This is a genomic window from Bacillus sp. KNSH39 (assembly GCF_052656585.1).
The window spans coordinates 3989771-4010000 of record NZ_JBQXYO010000001.1; the positions used below are offsets into that span (position 1 = coordinate 3989771).

Genomic DNA, 20230 nt, shown 5'->3' on the forward strand with positions numbered 1-20230 from the left:
TAGTGAGCGAACGTAACCAACGCAAAGTTTATACTGGTCGTGTAGTGTCTGACAAAATGGACAAAACGATTACAGTTTTAGTTGAAACTTACAAAACTCATTCCTTGTACGGAAAACGTGTTAAGTATTCTAAGAAGTACAAAGCCCATGATGAGCAAAACCAAGCGAAACTTGGCGATATCGTTAAAATCATGGAAACTCGCCCGCTTTCTGCTACTAAGCGTTTCCGTTTAGTTGAAATCGTTGAAGAAGCGGTTATTATCTAAATAGACGAATCGGAATTTTTAGTCCGAAGGGAGGTTTCATAACATGATCCAACAAGAATCTCGTTTGAAAGTTGCTGACAACTCTGGTGCACGTGAACTTTTAACAATTAAAGTATTAGGCGGCTCTGGTCGTAAATATGCTAACATTGGTGACATTATCGTTGCTACGGTAAAACAAGCAACACCAGGTGGCGTTGTTAAAAAAGGTGACGTTGTTAAAGCAGTAGTAGTACGTACGAAGAGCGGAGCTCGTCGTCCGGACGGTTCTTACATCAAATTTGATGAAAACGCAGCGGTTATCATTAAAGACGATAAGAGCCCACGTGGTACTCGTATCTTCGGACCAGTAGCTCGTGAATTACGTGATAGCAACTTCATGAAGATCGTTTCTTTAGCTCCAGAAGTTCTATAATTTAAGGTATTGCCTTGCTAAGGAGGTGCAGAATTAAGATGCATGTAAAAAAAGGTGATAAAGTACAGGTAATCACTGGTAAAGACAAAGGAAAACAAGGCGTTATCCTTGTGGCTTTCCCAAAGCAAAACCGTGTTATCGTTGAGGGTGTCAATATCGTTAAGAAGCACTCTAAGCCATCTCAATTAAATCCACAAGGTGGAATTATTACTAAAGAAGCACCTATTCACGTTTCTAACGTTATGATTTTAGATCCGAAAACAGGTGAACCTACTCGCGTAGGCTTCAAAGTAGAAGATGGTAAAAAAGTTCGTATTGCAAAAAAATCTGGTGAATTATTAGATAAATAATTTTCTTAAGAAAGGAGGTCACTTCATTGAATCGCCTTAAAGAGAAGTTCCAAAAGGAAATTACTCCTGCTCTAGTGAGCAAGTTTAACTATAAATCTGTAATGCAGGTACCAAAAATCGAAAAGATCGTAATCAACACTGGTGTTGGTGACGCGGTATCTAACTCAAAAGCGTTAGACAACGCAGTAGAAGAATTAACACAAATCACAGGTCAAAAACCTGTTGTAACTCGTGCTAAAAAATCAATCGCTGGTTTCCGTCTTCGTGAAGGTATGCCAATCGGTGCGAAAGTAACTTTACGCGGCGAGCAAATGTATGAGTTCTTCGACAAATTAGTATCAGTTTCTTTACCACGTGTACGTGATTTCCGTGGTGTTTCTAAGAAATCATTCGATGGTCGTGGAAACTATACATTAGGTGTTAAAGAGCAACTTATTTTCCCTGAGATTGATTATGATAAAGTAAGCAAAGTCCGCGGTATGGACATCGTAATCGTTACTACAGCGAAAACTGATGAAGAAGCTCGTGAACTTTTAACACAATTCGGTATGCCATTCCAAAAATAATGGAAGCCAACGCTAAGTAGAGGAGGCGAAAACGTGGCTAAAAAATCTATGATAGCGAAACAAAAGCGTACTCCTAAGTTTAAAGTACAAGAGTATACACGTTGCGAACGCTGCGGTCGTCCGCATTCTGTATACCGCAAATTTAAACTTTGCCGTATTTGTTTCCGTGAACTTGCATATAAAGGTCAAATTCCTGGTGTTAAAAAAGCTAGTTGGTAAAACCCACAAATGGGAAGGAGGTAAAACACATGGTGATGACAGATCCAATTGCAGACATGCTTACTCGCATCCGTAATGCGAACATGGTACGTCATGAGAAATTAGAGGTTCCTGCTTCTAAAATCAAAAAAGAGATCGCTGAACTTTTAAAACGTGAAGGTTTCATTCGTGATGTAGAATACATCGAGGATAACAAACAAGGTATCCTTCGTATTTTCCTGAAATATGGTGCAAACAATGAACGTGTAATCACTGGATTAAAACGTATCAGTAAACCTGGCTTACGCGTTTACGCTAAAGCTGACGAAGTACCACGTGTACTTAACGGATTAGGTATCGCTCTTGTTTCTACATCTAAGGGAGTAATGACAGACAAAGACGCTCGTCAATTACAAACTGGTGGAGAAGTAGTAGCATACGTTTGGTAATATATATTTAAAACGAACGGAGGTGTGACCACATGTCTCGTATTGGTAAAAAGATTCTTGAAATCCCTGCAGGTGTTACTATTACAGTTGCAGAAGACAATACTGTAACAGTAAAAGGCCCTAAAGGTGAATTAACTCGTACTTTCAATGCTGATATGCTTATCAAAATTGAAGAGAATACATTAACAGTTGAGCGTCCATCTGAACAGAAGGAACACCGTGCATTACACGGTACAACTCGTGCTTTAATCGGAAACATGGTTGAAGGTGTAACTGAAGGTTTCGCACGCGGACTTGAATTAGTCGGTGTTGGTTACCGTGCTCAAAAACAAGGTGATAAACTTGTATTAAGCGTAGGTTATTCTCATCCAGTAGAAATGACTCCGGAAGCAGGTCTTGAAGTTGAAGTACCTGCACCAACTAAGATCGTAATTAAAGGTATCGACAAGCAACGTGTTGGCGAATTCGCTGCTAACATCCGTGCTGTACGTGCTCCTGAGCCTTACAAAGGTAAAGGTATTCGTTACGAAGGCGAAGTTGTTCGTCGTAAAGAAGGTAAAACTGCTAAGTAAACCCGTTAGGTGAGAGAAAGGAGTGACAAGAATGATCACTAAAGCTGATAAAAATGCGACTCGTAAGAAAAGACATGCACGTGTACGTGCTAAACTTACTGGTACTGCAGAGCGTCCACGTTTAAACGTGTTCCGTTCTAACCAACATATTTACGCTCAAGTTATTGATGATGTGAATGGTGTAACGTTAGTAAGTGCATCTACTCTTGATAAAGACCTTGCTCTTAACGGTACTAGCAATATTGAAGCTGCTACGAAAGTTGGAGAATCAGTTGCTAAGCGTGCTGTAGAGAAAGGCGTTAAAGAAGTAGTATTTGATCGCGGTGGTTACTTATACCATGGCCGTGTTAAAGCTCTAGCTGAAGCTGCTCGTGAGGCTGGATTACAATTTTAATGGTCAAAGGAGGGAAAATTGATGCATCGCATTGACCCAAGTAAATTAGAACTTGAAGAACGTGTAGTTACGATAAATCGTGTCGCGAAAGTTGTTAAGGGTGGTCGTCGTTTCCGCTTTGCTGCACTAGTTGTAGTTGGCGATAAAAACGGTCATGTTGGATTCGGTACTGGTAAAGCACAAGAGGTACCAGACGCAATCCGTAAAGCTATCGAAGACGCTAAGAAAAACTTAATCGCTGTACCATTAGTTGGTACAACAATTCCACACACAATCAACGGTCATTTTGGCGCTGGTGAAGTATTCTTAAAACCTGCTGCTGAGGGTACTGGTGTTATTGCTGGTGGACCTGTTCGTGCGGTCCTTGAATTAGCTGGTGTACAAGATATTCTTTCGAAATCTCTTGGTTCTAACACACCAATCAACATGATTCGCGCTACTGTGAACGGATTAAGCGAACTTAAGCGCGCTGAAGATGTTGCAAAATTACGCGGTAAATCTGTAGAAGAGCTACTAGGTTAAGGAGGGAAAACAAATGGCGAAAAAGTTAGAAATTACCCTCACTCGTAGTGTAATTGGTCGTCCACAAGATCAACGTGCGACGGTAGAAGCTTTAGGTCTTAAAAAGTTGAATTCAACTGTAGTTAAGGAAGAAACTCCTGCTATTCTTGGTATGATCAACAAAGTTTCTCACCTTGTAACTGTAAAAGAAGCTTAAGGATAACTCATTAATATAAGGAGGTGCCTGGGAATGAAACTTCATGAATTAAAACCTGCAGAAGGTTCTCGTAAAGTACGTAACCGTGTCGGTCGTGGTATCGGTTCTGGTAACGGTAAAACTGCTGGTAAAGGTCATAAAGGACAAAACGCACGTTCTGGCGGCGGTGTTCGTCTTGGCTTCGAAGGTGGTCAAACTCCATTATTCCGTCGTTTACCAAAACGCGGCTTCACAAACATTAACCGTAAAGAGTTTGCTATTGTAAACTTATCAACGTTAAATCGTTTTGAAGATGGTACAGAAGTAACACCTGAATTATTGCTGGAAACTGGCGTTATCAGCAAGTTAAACGACGGTGTTAAAGTTCTTGCAAGCGGAGCAGTAGAGAAAAAACTAACTGTTAAAGCGCACAAGTTCTCTTCAAGTGCTAAAGAAGCAATTGAAGCAGCTGGCGGATCAGTTGAGGTGATCTAATGTTTCGTACAATCTCCAACTTTATGCGCGTTGCTGAGATAAGACGTAAAATATTATTCACTTTAGCGATGTTAATCGTATTCAGGATTGGCACGTTTATCCCCGTGCCATTTACAAATGGAGACGTACTGAAGGCACAAGATCAATTAAATGCTTTAGGTATTCTAAATACATTTGGCGGTGGAGCCTTGAAAAACTTCTCCATCTTTGCGATGGGAATCATGCCGTATATTACAGCATCCATCATCGTGCAATTATTGCAGATGGATGTTGTTCCTAAATTTTCGGAATGGTCGAAGCAAGGTGAAATGGGCCGTCGTAAATTAACGCAATTCACGCGTTACTTTACAATTGTTCTTGCGTTTATTCAGGGGTTTGGTATGTCAATCGGTTTTAACGGTATGGTAGGTGGACAATTAATTTTGAATCCAGGTTGGAGCACTTATTTATACATTGCTACGGTACTGACTGCTGGTACTGCATTTTTAATGTGGTTAGGTGAACAGATTACAGCTAAAGGTGTAGGTAATGGTATTTCCATCCTTATCTTTGGCGGTATTGCCGCAGCGATCCCAAGTGTTATATCTCAAGTGTATCAGCAACAGTTTCAAAATATCGGAGATCAATTGTTCATGAGTATCGTTAAAGTTGCATTGATTTTACTAGCTGTGCTAGCAGTTATTGTGGGTGTTATTTTCATTCAACAGGCTGTTAGAAAGATCCCAATTCAATATGCGAAGCGTGTAACAGGAGGAAATGGTGGTTATGCTGGAGCACAAAACACACATTTACCGCTTAAGGTAAATAGTGCTGGTGTTATTCCAGTAATTTTTGCTGTTTCATTCTTAATTACGCCTCCGACTATTGCACAGTTCTTCCCGAAACATGATGTATCGCAGTGGATTATTGCAAACTTTAACTATTCTCACCCAGTGGGAATGATCATATATGTTGCGCTCATTGTAGCCTTCACATATTTCTATGCATTTGTTCAGGTTAATCCAGAGCAAATGTCAGAGAATCTAAACAAGCAAGGTGGATATGTTCCAGGTATTCGTCCGGGTAAGAATACGGAACAATATCTAACAAAAATCTTGTATCGTTTAACCTTTGTAGGATCAATTTTCCTAGCAGCGATTGCAATCTTACCAGTTATCTTTACGAAATTGGGAAATCTTCCTCCATCTGCACAGATCGGTGGAACGAGTATGTTAATCGTTGTCGGCGTTGCTTTAGAAACAATGAAGCAGCTAGAAAGCCAACTGGTAAAACGCCATTACAAAGGGTTTATCAAGCAGTGAGTAAGTGGGAAGAATTGTCTTCCCTACATGCTCATGTACTCTGAGGGGGAACAAGGATGAACTTAATTTTAATGGGGCTTCCTGGTGCTGGTAAAGGTACACAAGCCGAACAGATTGTTGCCAAGTATAACATCCCTCACATTTCAACAGGAGACATGTTCCGTGCAGCTATGAAGGCTGAAACTGAAATGGGTCTACAAGCAAAATCTTTTATTGATAAAGGTGCACTTGTTCCAGATGAAGTTACAATCGGAATCGTTCGTGAACGTTTAAGTCAAGACGACTGCGTAAGAGGTTTCTTACTAGACGGTTTCCCACGAACTGTTGCACAAGCATCAGCTCTTGAAGAAATTATGAAAGATCTTGGCAAAAAAATCGACTATGTTTTAAACATTAATGTGGATTCAGGGTTGTTATTAAAACGCCTTACAGGCCGTCGCATTTGTAAAGAGTGCGGTGCGACTTACCACTTAGAATTCAATCCACCAGCAAAAGCTGATGTGTGCGATAAATGTGGTGGCGAATTATATCAACGCTCTGATGACAATGAAGAAACTGTAGCAAATCGTTTAGATGTAAATATTAAGCAAACAAAACCTTTGCTTGATTTCTACGAAGAGCTTGGTTACTTACAAAGCATTAATGGTGAGCAAGATATCAATAAAGTATTTGCTGATATCGATGTTCTCATCGGAGGCTTAGCGTAATGATAATCTGCAAAACTCCTCGCGAGATAGAAATCATGCGAGAAGCTGGCAGGATCGTTGCTTTGACTCATCAAGAGTTGAAACAGCACATTACTCCAGGAATTACAACGAAAGAGCTCGATCAAATAGCGGAAAAGACGATTCAAAAATATGGTGCTACGCCATCTTTTAAAGGATACAACGGATTTCCGGGGAGCATATGTGCTTCTGTAAATGAAGAGCTTGTACACGGAATTCCAGGGAAGCGCAAGCTCAAAGAGGGCGATATCATCAGTATCGATATTGGTGCGAAATACAATGGGTACCATGGAGATTCTGCATGGACGTATCCAGTTGGAAACATTTCTGAATCTGTTCAAAAGCTACTTGATGTCACAGAAAAATCGTTGTATCTTGGTCTAGAACAAGTAAAACCAGGCGAGAGATTATCAAATATCTCACATGCGGTTCAAACCCATGCTGAAGAGAATGGATTCTCGATCGTTAGGGAGTATGTTGGTCACGGAATCGGGCAAGACTTACATGAGGACCCTCAAATCCCGCACTATGGTCCACCAAATAGAGGCCCTAGATTAAAGCCGGGAATGGTCATCTGTGTTGAGCCGATGGTGAATCAAGGAAGACGATATGTAAAAACACTATCTGATGACTGGACAGTGGTAACGGTAGATGGTAAATGGTGTGCCCATTTTGAGCACACGATTGCTCTTACAGAAGCAGGATACGAAATCCTTACCACTTTATAAGTAGCTGGCTCTCCGGGATTTCAGAGCAGTGTAAAATGTTACTGATTTGAAGAAGGGAGAACTATTGAATGGCTAAAGATGATGTAATTGAAGTCGAAGGTACCGTTCTTGAAACGTTGCCAAATGCTATGTTCAAAGTAGAATTAGAGAATGGGCATGTCGTATTGGCTCACGTTTCTGGTAAAATCCGTATGAACTTCATTCGTATTTTACCAGGAGACAAAGTTACGGTAGAATTATCTCCGTACGATTTAAATCGTGGTCGTATTACGTACCGTTTTAAATAATATAGCACTCCGTAATCTTTAAGGAGGTTCGAGACATGAAAGTAAGACCGTCAGTTAAACCAATCTGCGAAAAATGTAAAGTTATTCGTAGACGTGGAAAAGTAATGGTTATTTGTGAAAACCCTAAACATAAACAAAAACAAGGTTAATCAGAAGGAGGTGCATTCGTAATGGCACGTATCGCAGGTGTAGATATTCCTCGAGACAAACGCGTTGTTATTTCTTTAACTTACGTATTCGGCATTGGTCGCACAACTGCTGAAAAAATTCTTGCTGAAGCAGGTATTTCTGAAGAAACACGAGTTCGTGATTTAACGGAAGACGAATTAGGACGTATCCGTGATATCATCGATCGTATTAAAGTTGAGGGAGACCTTCGTCGTGAAGTATCTCTTAACATCAAACGTCTAATGGAGATCGGTTCTTACCGTGGTCTTCGTCACCGTCGTGGTTTACCAGTTCGTGGTCAAAACTCTAAAAACAATGCTCGTACACGTAAAGGTCCACGTCGTACAGTAGCAAATAAAAAGAAATAATAAGTAAAGGAGGTTGAACTAACAATGGCACGTAAAACAAACACTCGTAAAAAACGTGTGAAAAAGAATATTGAAGCTGGTATAGCTCATATTCGTTCTACTTTCAACAACACAATCGTAACACTTACAGATACTCACGGTAACGCACTTTCTTGGTCTAGTGCTGGTGCACTTGGTTTCCGTGGATCTCGTAAATCTACTCCATTCGCTGCGCAAATGGCTGCTGAAACTGCTGCTAAAGCTGCAATGGAACACGGTTTAAAAACTTTAGAGGTTACTGTTAAAGGTCCTGGTGCTGGTCGTGAAGCTGCAATTCGTGCTCTTCAAGCTGCAGGTCTAGAAGTAACAGCAATTAGAGATGTTACTCCAGTTCCTCATAATGGATGTCGTCCACCAAAACGTCGTCGTGTGTAATTTTTCTGTATAGAATTTTCCCTTTTGTCTATAATGGATATGATGCATTATCGAGAAATTTCGTACAGAAACATCGCTTGTTGTGCACAATCGGGAACTGCCTAAGGGGGACTTTCGGTTAGACAGGGGTTATACCTTTGTTTAACCGGGGTTTCGACGTTTTGAAGGAGGGTTTAGTTAATGATTGAAATCGAAAAGCCGAAAATCGAAACGGTTGAACTTAACGAAGATGCTAAATATGGTAAATTCGTAATTGAACCGCTTGAGCGTGGATATGGTACTACTTTGGGTAACTCCTTACGTCGTATTCTTTTATCCTCACTCCCTGGTGCCGCTGTTACTGCTATCCAAATCGATGGCGTATTACATGAATTTTCAACAGTTGAGGGCGTAGTAGAAGACGTTACGACGATCATCTTAAACTTGAAAAAGTTAGCTCTTAAAATCTACTCTGAAGAAGAGAAGACGTTGGAAATTGATGTACAGGGCGAAGGTATTGTCACAGCTGCTGATATTACTCACGATAGTGATGTAGAAATCTTAAATCCAGATTTACACATTGCAACGTTAGCAAAAGATGCGCATTTCCGCGTGCGTTTAACTGCAAAGCGTGGCCGTGGGTATACGCCAGCTGATGCAAATAAAAGCGAAGATCAACCAATAGGAGTAATTCCTATTGATTCTATTTATACTCCAGTATCACGTGTGACTTACCAAGTGGAAAAGACACGTGTCGGACAAGTGGCTAATTATGATAAGCTTACGCTTGATGTATGGACGGATGGAAGCATCGGGCCAAAAGAAGCTATCTCTTTAGGTGCCAAAATCTTAACTGAGCATTTAAATATCTTTGTTGGTTTAACTGATGAAGCACAAAATGCTGAGATTATGGTCGAGAAGGAAGAAGATCAAAAAGAGAAAGTTCTTGAGATGACTATCGAAGAACTAGACCTTTCTGTTCGTTCTTATAATTGCCTAAAACGTGCAGGAATTAATACTGTACAAGAGCTTGCGAACAAAACAGAAGAAGATATGATGAAAGTTCGTAACTTAGGACGTAAATCCTTAGAAGAAGTTAAACATAAACTTGAGGAATTAGGTTTAGGTTTACGTAAAGACGACTGAGGATTTAAACCCATCAACAAAGGAGGGAACTACGAATGGCATACAGAAAATTAGGCCGTACAAGTGCGCAACGTAAAGCTATGTTACGTGATTTAGCTACTGATTTAATTATCAACGAGCGCATCCAAACGACAGAAACTCGTGCAAAAGAACTTCGTTCTGTAGTGGAAAAAATGATCACTTTAGGTAAACGCGGAGATCTTCATGCTCGTCGTCAAGCAGCAGCTTTCATTCGCAATGAAGTAGCTAACGCTGAGACTGGTCAAGATGCACTTCAAAAACTATTCGCTGATGTAGCTCCACGCTATGCTGAGCGCCAAGGCGGATACACTCGTATTGCAAAAATTGGTCCACGTCGCGGAGACGCAGCACCAATGGTAATTATCGAGTTAGTATAATGATAATTAAAAGGGCAGGACAGTTCTTTTCAAGAAACTGGTCATGGCCCTTTTTTTTAAATATAAAAATAGGCTAACTTGGCGAAGGAAAGGGTGCCTTTTATTGAAAAAAGAGAAACTTCGGATAGAAAATATATCATTTCAATATCCTGGGGCAGCCACTTATGCATTAAAAGATGTTTCATTTTCCTTATATGAGGGAGAATGGGTATCTATTATTGGACAAAACGGTTCAGGAAAGTCTACACTTGCAAAATTATTGAATGGTTTGTTTTTGCCAGAAGCAGGGACTATTACAGTAAATGATACAATGGTTTTATCAGAGGAAACGGTATGGGATGTTCGAAAACAAATTGGAATGGTATTTCAAAATCCAGATAATCAATTTGTTGGAACGACAGTGCAAGATGATGTTGTATTTGGCTTGGAGAATATCGGAATGCCAAGAGAACAAATGATTGAAAGATTAGAACAGGCCTTGCAACTTGTCCGTATGGAAGATTTTCTTAATGATGAGCCTCATTCCTTATCTGGTGGGCAAAAGCAGCGAGTGGCAATAGCAGGCGTTTTAGCACTTCAACCATCTATTTTAATATTAGATGAAGCAACGTCAATGTTAGACCCTCAAGGGAGACGTGAAGTAGTAGAAACGGTTAGACAACTTGTTACTCAAAAAGGTATTACCGTGTTATCAATTACGCACGATTTAGAAGAAGCGGCACAGTCAGATCGTGTCATTATTTTAAATAAGGGAGAAATATTAGAGGAAGGGACTCCAGAAAAAATTTTCAAATCCTCTCATATGCTCCAAGAAATTGGCTTAGATGTACCGTTTTCGGTGAAAATAGCAGAATTATTAAAAAGAAATGAAATTCTCTTGCAAAATACGCATCTTACAATGGAAAGCTTGGTGAACGAACTTTGGAGATTACATTCCAAAAAGTAGAACATCGTTATCAATATAAAACTCCATTTGAAAGACGCGCACTTTATGATGTAGACGTGTCGTTTCCAAGTGGGGGCTATTATGCCATTATCGGTCATACTGGTTCAGGAAAGTCGACGATGATTCAACATTTAAATGGTTTATTGCAGCCGACAAATGGTACAGTTCAAATTGGTGAACATTTGATTTCGGCAGGAAAGAAAGAAAAAAAGCTAAAGCCACTACGTAAAAAAGTAGGGGTTGTCTTTCAATTTCCAGAACATCAGTTGTTTGAAGAGACTGTGGAGAAAGATATTTGTTTCGGCCCTACTAATTTTGGAGTATCTGTAGACGAAGCAAGGCAAAAGGCTAGAAAGGCAATTGAACTTGTAGGGCTAGAACCAGAACTGTTAACACGTTCTCCGTTCGAATTAAGTGGTGGACAAATGAGACGTGTTGCTATAGCGGGTGTACTGGCAATGGAACCTGAAGTGCTTGTATTAGATGAACCTACAGCAGGACTAGATCCAAAAGGGCAGAACGAACTTATGGAGATGTTTTATAAGCTGCACAAGGAGAAGGGTCTTACAGTCATCCTTGTAACGCATAATATGGAGGATGCTGCTCAGTATGCGGAGCAGATTGTAGTTATGCATAAAGGAACGGTCTTTTTGCAAGGAAGTGCAGAGGAAGTATTTTCACATGCTGATGAACTAGAGAAAATTGGTGTGGATCTTCCTATGTCATTAAAGTATAAACGTGCAATTGAAGAGAAGTTTGGTATTTCAATTCCAAAGGCTACCTTATCTTTAGAGGATCTTACTCATGAAGTTGTGCAGGTGTTACGAAAAGGTGGTCATGAATCATGCAGCAGTTGATTATTGGGAGATATATCCCGGGGAATTCACTTATTCATCAACTTGATCCACGTACGAAGCTGCTGATTGTCTTTTTATATGTATTTGTTGTTTTCTTAGCAAATAATGCGATTTCATATGGATTTTTATTTTTATATGCACTCATTGCTTTATTTTTTGCAAAAGTGCCGATTCGTTATGTACTTTCGGGCTTAAAACCAATTTTATGGATTTTTCTTTTTACATTTTTCCTGCATATTTTTACAAATAAAGAGGGGGATGTACTATTCCAGCTTGGTTGGTTTTCGATATATGAAAAAGGATTAGAGCAAGGGATATACATTTCTGTACGATTCTTCGTTATTATTTTAATGACGACATTATTAACGTTAACGACGACACCTATTGAAATTACAGATGGTTTGGAGACGTTATTAAAGCCGTTGAAGCGTATAAAGGTTCCTGTTCATGAAATCGCATTAATGATGTCAATTTCTCTTCGTTTTATCCCGACATTAATGGATGAAACGAGTAAAATAATGAAAGCACAAGCGTCACGTGGTATTGATTTTGCCGGGGGACCGATAAAAGATAGAATGAAAGCTATTATTTCACTGCTCGTTCCTCTGTTTATCAGCGCTTTTAAGCGTGCAGAGGACTTAGCCATTGCGATGGAAGCTCGTGGATATCAAAGTGGTGAAGGACGTACTAAATTTAGGCAACTACGCTGGAAAACAAGCGATACAGTAACGATTGTCAGCTTATTTTGTTTAGCTTGTATTTTGGCATGGGTGCGATCGTAATGGAGAATAGAGAAATGGATAGAATAAAATGTACGGTTGCATATGATGGCATGCATTTTTGTGGTTATCAAATTCAGCCGAACCATCGTACTGTTCAACAGGAGATAGAAAAAGCATTGCAGAAATTGCATAAGGGAGAACTTGTTCGTGTTCAGGCATCTGGTAGAACAGATTCTACAGTTCATGCAAAAGGACAAGTAATACACTTTGATACTCCTTTGTCTCTTGAAGAGTGGCAATGGAGTAATGCTTTAAACACAATGTTGCCAGATGATATTGTTATTAGGCAAGTAGAGAAAAAAACAGAAGAATTTCATGCACGTTACGGTGTTGAGAAAAAAGAATATCGTTATCGTGTATTATTATCAAAGACTGCGGATGTATTCCGTAGAAATTACGTATATCAATATCCATACCCGCTCGAAATCAACTCTATAAGAAAAGCAATTCCTTATTTTATTGGAACGCATGATTTTACTTCTTTTTGTTCGGCAAAAACTGACAAAAAAGATAAAGTGCGAACAATTTATGAAATCGAGTTAATTGAACAAGATGATGAAATAATTTTTCGTTTTGTAGGTAATGGATTTTTATATAATATGGTCAGAATTATTGTTGGTACGTTACTTAGCGTAGGGCAAGGAAAGCTTGATCCTGATAGCATTCCAGAGATTTTAGCGAAACAAAATCGTCAGTTTGCTGGAAAGATGGCTCCAGGTCATGGGCTTTACTTGTGGGAGGTAAACTATAACAACTAATCCTGGTGTAACATTTGCTTGACATTAGAAACTCAAAAGTATATCATAACATATGGTATTGTTTCTAAAACCACGATTAGCCCCGGAAGGAAATCGTGTTTAAGATAAACAATAGATTTTTTCTATGGAAAAGATAACGAGGAGGGAAACACATGCGTACGACTTTTATGGCAAAAGCTAACGAAGTTGAGCGTAAATGGTATGTGGTTGATGCTGAAGGTCAAACTTTAGGTCGCCTTGCTAGTGAAGTAGCATCCATTTTACGTGGTAAAAACAAACCTACATTTACACCACACGTTGACACGGGTGATCATGTAATTATTATTAACGCTGAGAAAATTCATTTAACAGGTAATAAATTAAACGATAAAATTTACTACCGTCACACTAACCACCCAGGTGGACTTAAGCAAAGAACAGCTCTTGAAATGCGTACAAACTACCCTGTACAAATGTTAGAGCTTGCAATTAAAGGCATGCTTCCAAAAGGACGCTTAGGCCGTCAAGTTTCTAAGAAACTTAACGTGTATGCTGGAGCAGAGCATCCACACCAAGCACAAAAACCAGAAGTTTACGAACTTCGCGGATAATTAATTAAAGGAGGGCTTACTTTGGCACAGGTTCAATACTATGGCACTGGACGTCGTAAGAGTTCAGTAGCGCGCGTACGCCTAGTTCCAGGCGAAGGACGCGTTATCATTAACGGTCGTGATTTTGAAAACTATATCCCATTTGCTGCATTACGTGAAGTAGTGAAACAACCTCTAGTTGCAACAGAAACTTTAGGTAACTACGATGTACTTGTAAACGTAAATGGTGGTGGATACACTGGTCAAGCTGGTGCTATTCGTCACGGTATTTCTCGCGCTTTATTAAAAGCTGATCCAGAATACCGTCTAACACTAAAACGTGCAGGTCTATTAACTCGTGACGCACGTATGAAAGAGCGTAAAAAATACGGTCTTAAAGGCGCACGTCGTGCACCTCAGTTCTCAAAACGTTAATTTTTGCGAACTACAAACCCCAACCATTTTGGTTGGGGTTTTTTATGTTTCATTCCTCTTTTGCAATTTTTATAGCTTGGAATATTTTAGTGCTACCGCCGCGCGTATGCTTCTTCTTTAGAAGTTTAGACTAATACGTATTAGGGAGGTTTATAAGTACTATGAATGTCATTGTCAGCTTACAAGAAAAACAAAAAGAAAAGCAGTTAAAATACGAGCGGAAGATGTTGCGGGAATTATCATTAAAAACATTGCGTTCAAATATTCGTGATGCCTTTCAAATGCAAGAGCTTCATCGTCAGTATGAAGATTACTGTATTGAATTAGGGATAGAATCTTATTTATTAGGAGCGAGATACAGTAAATTTGGTTATTATGGTGAATCGTTTTTTGATGTGAAATATAGAGCTTTAGAAGAAGAACAACAATTAACTGAAACGCTATTTCAATTTTTAACGAGTATGACTATGCGAGAAATAAAGTTGAAAGATGAGGAATTACTTTTTGAATCTTGTCAGCAGTTTATAGGATTGTGGTGGCAAGAAGGGTATGAAAAAGGTGAAAGAAGATATCGATTAAAGCTTCATTAAGACAAGCATAAACTTTCCTCTTGTCCCATATAAGTAATTAGAGGGACTAGCTGGAGGAGGAAAGGTATGAAGAGAATTCGAATTATCTCTTTTGCACTCGCTGCGGTTGTATTGTTTTTTTTAGTCAAGCAAGAATTTCAAATTACAAAATCGTGGCGAGCTTGGAATTTACCCTTATCAGGGAAAGTAATTGTATTAGATGCTGGGCATGGTGGACCAGATGGAGGGGCTGTTGGTGGAAAGGATATTATAGAAAAGGATATTACGCTTGAAATTACAAAAAAGGTACAAGACTATTTACAAGAACAAGGTGCACTAGTTATTTTAACGCGTGAGGGAGATTATGATTTAGCTAACAAAGATACAAAGTCATATAGTAGACGTAAAGCAGAGGATTTAAAAAAACGTGTAGAAATCATCAATAAACCTGATGTAGACTTTTTTGCAAGTATTCATTTAAATGCTTTAACTAGTAGTGGATCGAAAGGCGCACAAACGTTCTATTACCGCTCTTCGATTGAAAATGAACGTGCTGCAAAATTTATACAGGCTGAATTGAGAACAAGTTTAGAGAACACGAATCGTTCTGCTAAGACAATTTCGCATGTGTATTTATTAAAGTATTCTAAAACACCAGGTGCTTTAATTGAAGCCGGCTTTTTATCGAATGTGAACGAAAGGTATATGTTAAATTCGGAGAAATATCAGCAAAAGGTAGCAGCTGCAATATACCGTGGTATATTACGTTATTTCACGGAAAAAGGAAATCCTCCAGAATAAGGAGGATTTTTTTGAGCTTCTCTCGTTAACGAAGTTTTCGGAAAATATGTTATACTGGAAATGTAAACGCATTTATTTCAAGAATACGCAGAGATAAATTCAATTAACATTACGTTATTTTTCATACAGGGGGCTGGGCTAATTATGGTAACGAAAGAGCAAGTGGTTGAAGCGTTAGAAGGGATTGTAGATCCGTTTTTACATAAAACATTAAAAGAAACAAGTGCAATTAAAGAGGTAACAGTCAAGCCAGAGAAGGAACATGTGAGTGTTAAAATTGCAATCGTAAAAACCGGTACAGCGGAACAAATGCAGTTGCAGTCTGGAATTGTAAAGTTAGTAAAAGAACTTGGGGCAGCAACAGTTGGACTTCGTTTTGCAGAATTTACAGAAGAGGAATTAGCTCAGTTTGCACCGGAACAAGAAGAAGAGCAAAGTGAATCTTTATTGTCACCTAATTCAAAAACAACATTCTTAGCAGTAGCGAGTGGAAAAGGTGGCGTGGGAAAATCAACTGTTTCCGTTAACCTTGCAGTTGCTTTAGCTCGTTTAGGAAAAAAAGTTGGTATTATTGATGCGGACATTTACGGTTTTAGTGTGCCAGACATGATGGGGATAGAAAAACGTCCTATCGTAAGAGGTGACAAGATAATTCCGGTGGAACGTTTAGGTGTAAAGGTAATCTCAATGGGCTTCTTTGTAGAGGATAATGCACCAGTTATTTGGAGAGGACCTATGCTTGGGAAAATGTTAAACCACTTCTTCACAGAAGTAGAATGGGGCGATTTAGATTATTTAGTACTAGATTTGCCACCAGGCACAGGTGATGTTGCGTTAGATGTGCACTCAATGTTGCCATCTTGCAAAGAGATTATTGTAACGACGCCTCATCCAACAGCTGCGTTTGTAGCAGCGCGTGCTGGAGCGATGGCATTGCGCACTGAACATAGTATTCTTGGTGTTGTTGAGAATATGGCATATTTTGAAAGTAAGGTAACTGGTGAGAAAGAATATGTATTTGGAAAAGGCGGGGGAGATAAGTTAGCTACCGAATTACAAACGAATGTTCTTGGTCGTATTCCACTGCAACAACCCGATTGGAATAAAGAAGACTTTGCTCCTTCAGTATATGAAGATACACATACAACGGGCATTATTTATAGTAAAATAGCTGAAACAGTAATTGATAAAACAGCTGTTACACAAAAATAAAGTGAAACTTTAATCAGTGGGGTTCACCTGTTACTGACAACAATAAGGCTTTTGTTGCTAGTAAACCTTTCGCTTAATTAGAGGGGGCCATTTTGTCTGTTAATAGCAAGATAAAGTAATAACGAGTGGACAATATATAAATTGTCCACTCGTTATTATAGTTATTATTTTTTACTGTTCTTCCTTCTTCTCGCCTTGAGAACCACCGTCACCGCCTGCTTCTTTCTTACCAGATCCGCCTTTTTCAGCTTTTTGCACACCTTTACTAATGATATCAATCATCTTGGCTTGGAAGAGTGGACTTTCAGCAGTTTCTGTTAGTACTTGTTGTAGATATTGACGGTATTCTTTACTCTTCATTGTTTGTAACATCATTTTTTCTACTTCAGGATTTTTCATAATTTCTATAACGCCTGCTTGGTATTCAGGGTCTTTTAATAAGGTTTTCATTAATTGAGTTTGTTCTTTCCCCATACTTTTAGCAAATTTTGATGAGAACTCAGGATCTTTAAAGAGCTTTTCCCAGAATTGTTGCCCTTTATCGGATACCATGGCATCTTCAATCGTTTTCTTTACTACTGTTTCATCTAGTATGAGTGCTTGTTTCATTTTTTCATCAGTTAATACATCTTGAATAGCTTTCTTACCTTGATCTGTTTTTAAAATATCAACAATCATTTTCTTTGTTTGATCGTAATCTAGTTCGGATTTCGTTTCTTTTCCTTGTGCGCATGCTGCAAGTGCGATAAGTAGAAAAGAAGAAACGAAAATGAATAGCATCCGTTTCATAAGTTGGAACTCCTTTCAGCACAGTTCTCTCTTTTTAATATAAATATCTTTAAGGAATTTATACATGAACATGGCTAGCTTTTTGAAATTGTCATTGATACAATTTAATTAGAAATATAAGGATAATGGGGGATGTGTTGTGAATAGCCGCAAGTGGGTACGACTATTTTTAACGACGTTGTTTCTTGGTGGGATTAGCACAGTTATTATTGGTTTTGTTTTGGAGTGGGACAAGTACAATGAATTTTTTCGAAATTTCGACGGTAAGGAGATTTTAGCAGTATCTTTCTGGCTGATGGGTGTAGGATTTATTTTTAGTGTTATAAGTCAAATGGGATTCTTTGCATATTTAACAATTCACCGTTTTGGACTAGGGATGTTTCGCTCATCTTCTTTATGGAATGCAGTCCAGCTCTTCTTTATTGCATTCGTATTATTTGATTTTGTGTATTTAAGATCTGTACTTATTGCAAATGGGGAAGTCTCGTTAGGGAATAATATACTTGTTGCTGGAATGTTATTTGTGTTTGGAGCAATTGTTGCTTATGTAAAAAGTAAAGAAACAAATAAAAAAGCATTTGTGCCAGCTCTGTTCTTTATGGTTGTTGTAACGATCCTTGAATGGGTACCGGCGCTTCGGATTAATGATACAGATTGGTTATATTTAATGGTTATACCGCTATTGTTATGTAATGCATATCAATTACTTGTATTACATCGTTTAATCGGAAAAACAAGTAAATCAGCTTAATAGAGAGGTTTTATACAACATCAGTTATAATGTTGTAAATGGTATGATTAAAAAAGCTCTACCACCTTCTTGAAAGGTAGTAGAGCTTTTTATGCGTGAAGAGTAGTAGGGAAGAAGCTACTTCACATCTTCACTTTTCGTACTTGTGTTGGAAATAAGTTGTGAAACGGATATTTGCTCATATCCATCACTTTTTATTTTTTGCAGGAGCAGCGGTAAAGCTCTATTTGTTTGAAGGGCAGAATCGGATGCGTGTAATAACACGATATCTCCACCTTTCAAATTATTAGAGACAGTGGAAACGATGTTATTTACACCTGGGTTTTTCCAATCGTTTGAATTATTACTCCAATGTACGACGGTGTATCCAAGTGATTCTGCGATTTTAAGGGTTGCTTTGTTAAATTCGCCACTAGGTGGACGTAACAGCTTGACTTGTTTTACACCAAGTTTCGTAAAAACATCTTGTGCTCGTAAAAGGTCTCGTCTTATTTCATTTGTCTCTAGAGAAGTATAGGATGTGTAATTGTACCCCATACTACCGATTTCGTGTCCATCTTTCATGATTCGCTCTACAATATCGGGGTGTCTTTCGGCCCATGCAGCAGAAAGGAAGAAGGTTGCATTCTTAATTTCTTTTTCTTTAAGAGTATCTAGGATTGGAATTGCTTTTTTGTCTCCCCAACTAATATCAAACGTAAATGCAACTTGCTTTTTAGCGGTGTCTCCTTTGTAAATTACTTTAGGGCCTGTAGCAGTTGAAAAAGCAGATTCATGTGAATATGTTTTTAAAAAGAGTAGCCATGCTGTAAATAAGGACAGTATCACTATTAAGCTAATGTGTTTAAAATTTCTCTTACTCGTAATAAAAAAGAAAAACATAATATTACGCCCCTTTGTCCAATCCTTTTCAGTTACATATATGCTGGAAATATAAAAAAGAGAACAAAGGATTAATATCGTAAGTAGTGGATATAATGGATGATAGGATTGTGATAATTGAAAATGAGCGGAACGTTTATTGTTGCGTAAGGAATTATTGAGGTGATTGTTTGCTTGGGCTGATGTTGACAAAAGAAGAGAGAAAAGAAATGGAATACATATTGAAGAGAGAATTAGAGGAACTTTTATTTGATTTTGAAGATGAGCGTATTCATGAAGTTGTAAAAAAAGCTATGGAAGAAAGATATAAAATCATTTTCTGTTTATTTCGGAGAGTAGCTAACACAGAAGAATGTATTCGTTATGTAAGAAAAAGAATTTTTTATTAAAAAGTGTTGACGTTAATAGTTTGTATATGTTAAATTAATAACCGTCGCTGATGCGGAAACGCAGAAAACGACAAAAAGAAATTGAAAAACTTAGTTGACATTAACTAACGAAGATGTTAACATAAGGAAGTCGCAAATGAGCGACCAAGTAGTTCTTTGAAAACTGAACGAAACAAACAACGTGAAACGTCAATTTTTATTTTAGATGCTAGACAAACTAACTTTATTGGAGAGTTTGATCCTGGCTCAGGATGAACGCTGGCGGCGTGCCTAATACATGCAAGTCGAGCGAATGGATTAAGAGCTTGCTCTTATGAAGTTAGCGGCGGACGGGTGAGTAACACGTGGGTAACCTGCCCATAAGACTGGGATAACTCCGGGAAACCGGGGCTAATACCGGATAACATTTTGAACCGCATGGTTCGAAATTGAAAGGCGGCTTCGGCTGTCACTTATGGATGGACCCGCGTCGCATTAGCTAGTTGGTGAGGTAACGGCTCACCAAGGCAACGATGCGTAGCCGACCTGAGAGGGTGATCGGCCACACTGGGACTGAGACACGGCCCAGACTCCTACG

At 38.8% G+C, this 20230-nt stretch carries 33 protein-coding genes and 1 rRNA gene (1 of these 34 only partly in view); 32 read left to right on the plus strand and 2 right to left on the minus strand.

Annotated features, from left to right (window positions below; all coding sequences use genetic code 11):
* Positions 1 to 2 precede the first annotated feature (2 nt).
* The 29 genes from rpsQ (at position 3) to ACUL40_RS20530 (ending at position 16842) form a co-directional block, all read left to right on the plus strand.
* Positions 3 to 266, plus strand: coding sequence for a 30S ribosomal protein S17 (gene rpsQ, locus ACUL40_RS20390; RefSeq protein ID WP_000004106.1), 264 nt, complete (start codon positions 3 to 5; stop codon positions 264 to 266).
* Between the two features lie 43 nt (positions 267 to 309).
* Complete coding sequence (gene rplN / locus ACUL40_RS20395; protein WP_000615912.1) at positions 310 to 678, plus strand: 50S ribosomal protein L14; 369 nt, start codon at positions 310 to 312, stop codon at positions 676 to 678.
* A 38-nt stretch (positions 679 to 716) separates the two neighbouring features.
* Positions 717 to 1028, plus strand: coding sequence for a 50S ribosomal protein L24 (gene rplX, locus ACUL40_RS20400; protein WP_000558200.1), 312 nt, complete (start codon positions 717 to 719; stop codon positions 1026 to 1028).
* Positions 1029 to 1054: 26 nt separating this feature from the next.
* Positions 1055 to 1594 carry a 50S ribosomal protein L5 gene (rplE, locus tag ACUL40_RS20405; RefSeq protein ID WP_001080831.1) on the plus strand — a complete coding sequence of 180 codons (540 nt, stop codon included), beginning with the start codon at positions 1055 to 1057 and terminating at the stop codon, positions 1592 to 1594.
* A 33-nt stretch (positions 1595 to 1627) separates the two neighbouring features.
* On the plus strand, positions 1628 to 1813 hold the full coding sequence (gene rpsN, locus ACUL40_RS20410; RefSeq protein WP_001085700.1) for a 30S ribosomal protein S14: 186 nt from the start codon (positions 1628 to 1630) through the stop codon (positions 1811 to 1813).
* Between the two features lie 29 nt (positions 1814 to 1842).
* Complete coding sequence (gene rpsH, locus ACUL40_RS20415; RefSeq protein WP_000245511.1) at positions 1843 to 2241, plus strand: 30S ribosomal protein S8; 399 nt, start codon at positions 1843 to 1845, stop codon at positions 2239 to 2241.
* A 32-nt stretch (positions 2242 to 2273) separates the two neighbouring features.
* The gene (gene rplF / locus ACUL40_RS20420; protein ID WP_000086558.1) at positions 2274 to 2813 is read left to right on the plus strand and encodes a 50S ribosomal protein L6; all 540 of its coding nucleotides are present in this window, start codon (positions 2274 to 2276) and stop codon (positions 2811 to 2813) included.
* 31 nt (positions 2814 to 2844) lie between these two features.
* Positions 2845 to 3207: a 50S ribosomal protein L18 gene (gene rplR / locus ACUL40_RS20425; RefSeq protein ID WP_000628816.1), complete on the plus strand. Its 363-nt coding sequence runs from the start codon at positions 2845 to 2847 to the stop codon at positions 3205 to 3207.
* 21 nt (positions 3208 to 3228) lie between these two features.
* Complete coding sequence (gene rpsE / locus ACUL40_RS20430; protein WP_000554646.1) at positions 3229 to 3729, plus strand: 30S ribosomal protein S5; 501 nt, start codon at positions 3229 to 3231, stop codon at positions 3727 to 3729.
* Positions 3730 to 3742: 13 nt separating this feature from the next.
* Positions 3743 to 3925 (plus strand): 50S ribosomal protein L30, encoded by a 183-nt coding sequence (gene rpmD, locus ACUL40_RS20435; RefSeq protein WP_001085234.1) that lies wholly within the window; start codon positions 3743 to 3745, stop codon positions 3923 to 3925.
* 33 nt (positions 3926 to 3958) lie between these two features.
* The gene (rplO, locus tag ACUL40_RS20440; RefSeq protein WP_000766081.1) at positions 3959 to 4399 is read left to right on the plus strand and encodes a 50S ribosomal protein L15; all 441 of its coding nucleotides are present in this window, start codon (positions 3959 to 3961) and stop codon (positions 4397 to 4399) included.
* Complete coding sequence (secY, locus tag ACUL40_RS20445; RefSeq protein ID WP_000490117.1) at positions 4399 to 5700, plus strand: preprotein translocase subunit SecY; 1302 nt, start codon at positions 4399 to 4401, stop codon at positions 5698 to 5700. Before rplO ends, secY begins: the two co-directional genes overlap by 1 nt.
* 56 nt (positions 5701 to 5756) lie before the next feature.
* Positions 5757 to 6407 (plus strand): adenylate kinase, encoded by a 651-nt coding sequence (locus ACUL40_RS20450; protein WP_001048989.1) that lies wholly within the window; start codon positions 5757 to 5759, stop codon positions 6405 to 6407.
* Positions 6407 to 7153, plus strand: a complete 747-nt coding sequence (gene map, locus ACUL40_RS20455) for a type I methionyl aminopeptidase (protein ID WP_000582539.1) — start codon at positions 6407 to 6409, stop codon at positions 7151 to 7153. Before ACUL40_RS20450 ends, map begins: the two co-directional genes overlap by 1 nt.
* A 68-nt stretch (positions 7154 to 7221) precedes the next feature.
* Entirely contained in the window at positions 7222 to 7440 is a 219-nt protein-coding gene (infA, locus tag ACUL40_RS20460; protein WP_001029884.1) for a translation initiation factor IF-1, read from the plus strand.
* A gap of 35 nt (positions 7441 to 7475) precedes the next feature.
* A complete protein-coding gene (rpmJ, locus tag ACUL40_RS20465) occupies positions 7476 to 7589 on the plus strand; it encodes a 50S ribosomal protein L36 (RefSeq protein WP_000868344.1) in 114 nt (37 codons plus the stop codon).
* 21 nt (positions 7590 to 7610) lie between these two features.
* A complete protein-coding gene (gene rpsM / locus ACUL40_RS20470) occupies positions 7611 to 7976 on the plus strand; it encodes a 30S ribosomal protein S13 (RefSeq protein ID WP_000090788.1) in 366 nt (121 codons plus the stop codon).
* 24 nt (positions 7977 to 8000) lie between these two features.
* Complete coding sequence (gene rpsK / locus ACUL40_RS20475) at positions 8001 to 8390, plus strand: 30S ribosomal protein S11 (protein WP_000101798.1); 390 nt, start codon at positions 8001 to 8003, stop codon at positions 8388 to 8390.
* Between the two features lie 180 nt (positions 8391 to 8570).
* On the plus strand, positions 8571 to 9515 hold the full coding sequence (locus ACUL40_RS20480; RefSeq protein ID WP_000569643.1) for a DNA-directed RNA polymerase subunit alpha: 945 nt from the start codon (positions 8571 to 8573) through the stop codon (positions 9513 to 9515).
* 35 nt (positions 9516 to 9550) lie between these two features.
* Positions 9551 to 9913, plus strand: a complete 363-nt coding sequence (rplQ, locus tag ACUL40_RS20485; protein ID WP_000331490.1) for a 50S ribosomal protein L17 — start codon at positions 9551 to 9553, stop codon at positions 9911 to 9913.
* Positions 9914 to 10016: 103 nt separating this feature from the next.
* Positions 10017 to 10859 carry an energy-coupling factor ABC transporter ATP-binding protein gene (locus ACUL40_RS20490; protein ID WP_000711757.1) on the plus strand — a complete coding sequence of 281 codons (843 nt, stop codon included), beginning with the start codon at positions 10017 to 10019 and terminating at the stop codon, positions 10857 to 10859.
* The gene (locus ACUL40_RS20495; protein WP_000406535.1) at positions 10835 to 11716 is read left to right on the plus strand and encodes an energy-coupling factor ABC transporter ATP-binding protein; all 882 of its coding nucleotides are present in this window, start codon (positions 10835 to 10837) and stop codon (positions 11714 to 11716) included. Before ACUL40_RS20490 ends, ACUL40_RS20495 begins: the two co-directional genes overlap by 25 nt.
* Positions 11704 to 12498 carry an energy-coupling factor transporter transmembrane component T family protein gene (locus ACUL40_RS20500; RefSeq protein WP_001186526.1) on the plus strand — a complete coding sequence of 265 codons (795 nt, stop codon included), beginning with the start codon at positions 11704 to 11706 and terminating at the stop codon, positions 12496 to 12498. Before ACUL40_RS20495 ends, ACUL40_RS20500 begins: the two co-directional genes overlap by 13 nt.
* Before the next feature lie 14 nt (positions 12499 to 12512).
* Entirely contained in the window at positions 12513 to 13256 is a 744-nt protein-coding gene (gene truA, locus ACUL40_RS20505) for a tRNA pseudouridine(38-40) synthase TruA (protein ID WP_002164804.1), read from the plus strand.
* A 152-nt stretch (positions 13257 to 13408) separates the two neighbouring features.
* Positions 13409 to 13846 carry a 50S ribosomal protein L13 gene (gene rplM / locus ACUL40_RS20510; RefSeq protein WP_001260793.1) on the plus strand — a complete coding sequence of 146 codons (438 nt, stop codon included), beginning with the start codon at positions 13409 to 13411 and terminating at the stop codon, positions 13844 to 13846.
* A gap of 21 nt (positions 13847 to 13867) precedes the next feature.
* Positions 13868 to 14260: a 30S ribosomal protein S9 gene (gene rpsI, locus ACUL40_RS20515; protein ID WP_000079986.1), complete on the plus strand. Its 393-nt coding sequence runs from the start codon at positions 13868 to 13870 to the stop codon at positions 14258 to 14260.
* A 161-nt stretch (positions 14261 to 14421) separates the two neighbouring features.
* On the plus strand, positions 14422 to 14850 hold the full coding sequence (locus ACUL40_RS20520) for a DUF2521 family protein (RefSeq protein WP_001101005.1): 429 nt from the start codon (positions 14422 to 14424) through the stop codon (positions 14848 to 14850).
* Between the two features lie 66 nt (positions 14851 to 14916).
* Positions 14917 to 15630 (plus strand): N-acetylmuramoyl-L-alanine amidase CwlD, encoded by a 714-nt coding sequence (gene cwlD / locus ACUL40_RS20525; protein WP_000822439.1) that lies wholly within the window; start codon positions 14917 to 14919, stop codon positions 15628 to 15630.
* A gap of 144 nt (positions 15631 to 15774) precedes the next feature.
* Positions 15775 to 16842 carry an Mrp/NBP35 family ATP-binding protein gene (locus tag ACUL40_RS20530; protein WP_000256628.1) on the plus strand — a complete coding sequence of 356 codons (1068 nt, stop codon included), beginning with the start codon at positions 15775 to 15777 and terminating at the stop codon, positions 16840 to 16842.
* Between the two features lie 171 nt (positions 16843 to 17013).
* Here the strand turns inward: ACUL40_RS20530 and gerD are convergent, their stop codons facing one another.
* Positions 17014 to 17631: a spore germination lipoprotein GerD gene (gene gerD / locus ACUL40_RS20535; protein WP_000827295.1), complete on the minus strand. Its 618-nt coding sequence runs from the start codon at positions 17629 to 17631 to the stop codon at positions 17014 to 17016.
* A gap of 139 nt (positions 17632 to 17770) precedes the next feature.
* On the opposite strand from gerD, the gene kbaA reads away from it, so the two are divergent.
* Positions 17771 to 18382, plus strand: coding sequence for a KinB signaling pathway activation protein KbaA (gene kbaA, locus ACUL40_RS20540; protein WP_445423113.1), 612 nt, complete (start codon positions 17771 to 17773; stop codon positions 18380 to 18382).
* A gap of 117 nt (positions 18383 to 18499) precedes the next feature.
* Here the strand turns inward: kbaA and pdaB are convergent, their stop codons facing one another.
* Entirely contained in the window at positions 18500 to 19264 is a 765-nt protein-coding gene (gene pdaB, locus ACUL40_RS20545; RefSeq protein WP_000464703.1) for a polysaccharide deacetylase family sporulation protein PdaB, read from the minus strand.
* 170 nt (positions 19265 to 19434) lie between these two features.
* Here pdaB and ACUL40_RS20550 point away from each other — a divergent pair, with 170 nt between their 5' ends.
* Positions 19435 to 19653, plus strand: a complete 219-nt coding sequence (locus tag ACUL40_RS20550) for a hypothetical protein (RefSeq protein ID WP_000901147.1) — start codon at positions 19435 to 19437, stop codon at positions 19651 to 19653.
* A 223-nt stretch (positions 19654 to 19876) separates the two neighbouring features.
* Positions 19877 to 20230 (plus strand): 16S ribosomal RNA (locus tag ACUL40_RS20555) (it continues 1198 nt past the right edge of the window).